Origin of the sequence: Clostridium sp. ZBS15 (genome assembly GCF_023845705.1) — a bacterium.
Lineage (GTDB): Bacteria > Bacillota > Clostridia > Clostridiales > Clostridiaceae > Clostridium > Clostridium aquiflavi.
On the sequence record NZ_JAMQHY010000052.1, the window covers coordinates 1 to 1,773 of the forward strand.

The following is a 1,773-nucleotide window of genomic DNA, read 5'->3' on the forward strand; positions in this document are numbered from 1 at the left end:
TTCATAATTAGTCCCCCCATTATTTTTAGATAGTTTAATCTTGTTTCCACTACTCTTTTACTTTTTTCTTTATATATCACGGCTTCGACTTTTTTTTTGTATAAAAAACAATGCCCCCCTTAATTTCGTGTTAAAATTGAATCTCTAACCAAACAAATTAACTACGAAAGGTTGTCATTGTCATGGATTCAATTATAACTTATTTACTTTTATATAATCAATACTTAGTTAAAATTATTTGTGAATTGCTACTATTCATTTCGAAATATATACCACTTAAACAAATGAGCTTTGATGATTCAAATAGTCCTGAATATCAAAAGTTTAAAGTTGATAAGCTACCTACAATTCTTAAATTTGAGAAAGTAGATTATAAACTTCTTTTAGTTTATTACAAACATAAATATAACAAAGTTTTAAAACCCGTCCAAAGACGTAACGGTAAGTCTATACCTGAATCAACTATATGCCCTAAATGTGGTGCTCCACATGAATACATATATGACAACAATGGGAATAAAGGTCAGTTTCAATGTAAAGTTTGTGGTCTTACATTTAAAAAAAATAATAATGCAACTAAACCTTTAGTCTTTAAATGTCCTTATTGTGGTCATACACTTACTGTACAGAAAGAACGTAAGCATTTTAAAATACATAAATGCCATAATTCAAAGTGCTCTTATTATGCAACAAACTTAAAAAAGATTCCAAAAGATTTAGATGATAAAGAAAAATACAAATATAAACTTCACTATATTTATAGAGAATTCAAAATCAACTTTTTTAAGATGGATTTATATAACTTACCTAAAAATGCTGTGAATTTCAGTTTTAAGAAGTTTAATCCACATATATTGGGACTTTGTTTGACTTATCATGTTAATCTTAAGCTTTCAACAAGACAAACCGCTCACGCATTAGCGGAGGTGCATGGAATCAAAATCTCACACACTATGGTTGCTAATTACGCATTAACTGCCGCAGCTGTTATAAAGCCATTTGTTGATACTTTTGATTACAAGCCTTCTACCATATTTTCTGCTGATGAAACCTATATTAAAGTTAAAGGAATCAAGCATTATGTTTGGATTGTTATGGATGCTTGTAAAAAATCTATCTTAGGTTATCAAGTATCAGATACAAGAGCTGTTGGTCCATGCATTCTAGCTATGAGGATGGCTTTTGATAAGTGTAAATCTATCGCCAACAGGACACTTAAGTTCGTTGCTGATGGATATAGTGCTTACCCTTTAGCTAAACAACAATTCGAATTAGAATCAGATATAAAATTTGACTTAACCCAAGTTATAGGACTTACTAATGATGATTCAGTATCTGAAGAATATCGTTGGGTTAAACAAGTTGTAGAACGCTTAAATAGGACTTTCAAGGCTTCTTACCGCGTTACTTGTGGGTACGGAAGTGATGACGGTGCTATTTATGGTTTTTCTCTTTGGGTTGCTTACTACAACTTTTTACGCCCTCATCCATACAACTACTGGCGTCCATTAAATGAGCTTAGTCAATTAAATAATGCTGATAATATGCCTGCTAAATGGCAGATTCTTATTAGCCTTGGTCAACAAACCATTATGCATATGCAAGAAAATAAATCCTAAAAAATAAAATTTAAAATATTTTCCATTGCCTGCGGCGCCGGAGGCCTTTTTCTAATACTCAAATTTAAGTGTATTTTTACTAATTTTAACTTATATTCATTATCTAGTTATTTTATTTTTTGTGTTATTTTTTCATAGCGTACTTTACACTATC

Annotated in this window: 1 protein-coding gene; it reads left to right on the plus strand. The window is 30.6% G+C overall.

Annotated elements, in window-relative coordinates:
- The first annotated feature begins 182 nt into the window (after positions 1-182).
- Positions 183-1,619 carry a DDE-type integrase/transposase/recombinase gene (locus NG904_RS14680; protein WP_252232400.1) on the plus strand — a complete coding sequence of 479 codons (1,437 nt, stop codon included), beginning with the start codon at positions 183-185 and terminating at the stop codon, positions 1,617-1,619.
- Positions 1,620-1,773 lie beyond the last annotated feature (154 nt).

Coding starts and splice junctions, on each gene's coding strand:
- NG904_RS14680 (WP_252232400.1), top strand. CDS start 183: ATGGATTCAATTATAACTTATTTACTTTTATATAATCAATACTTAGTT.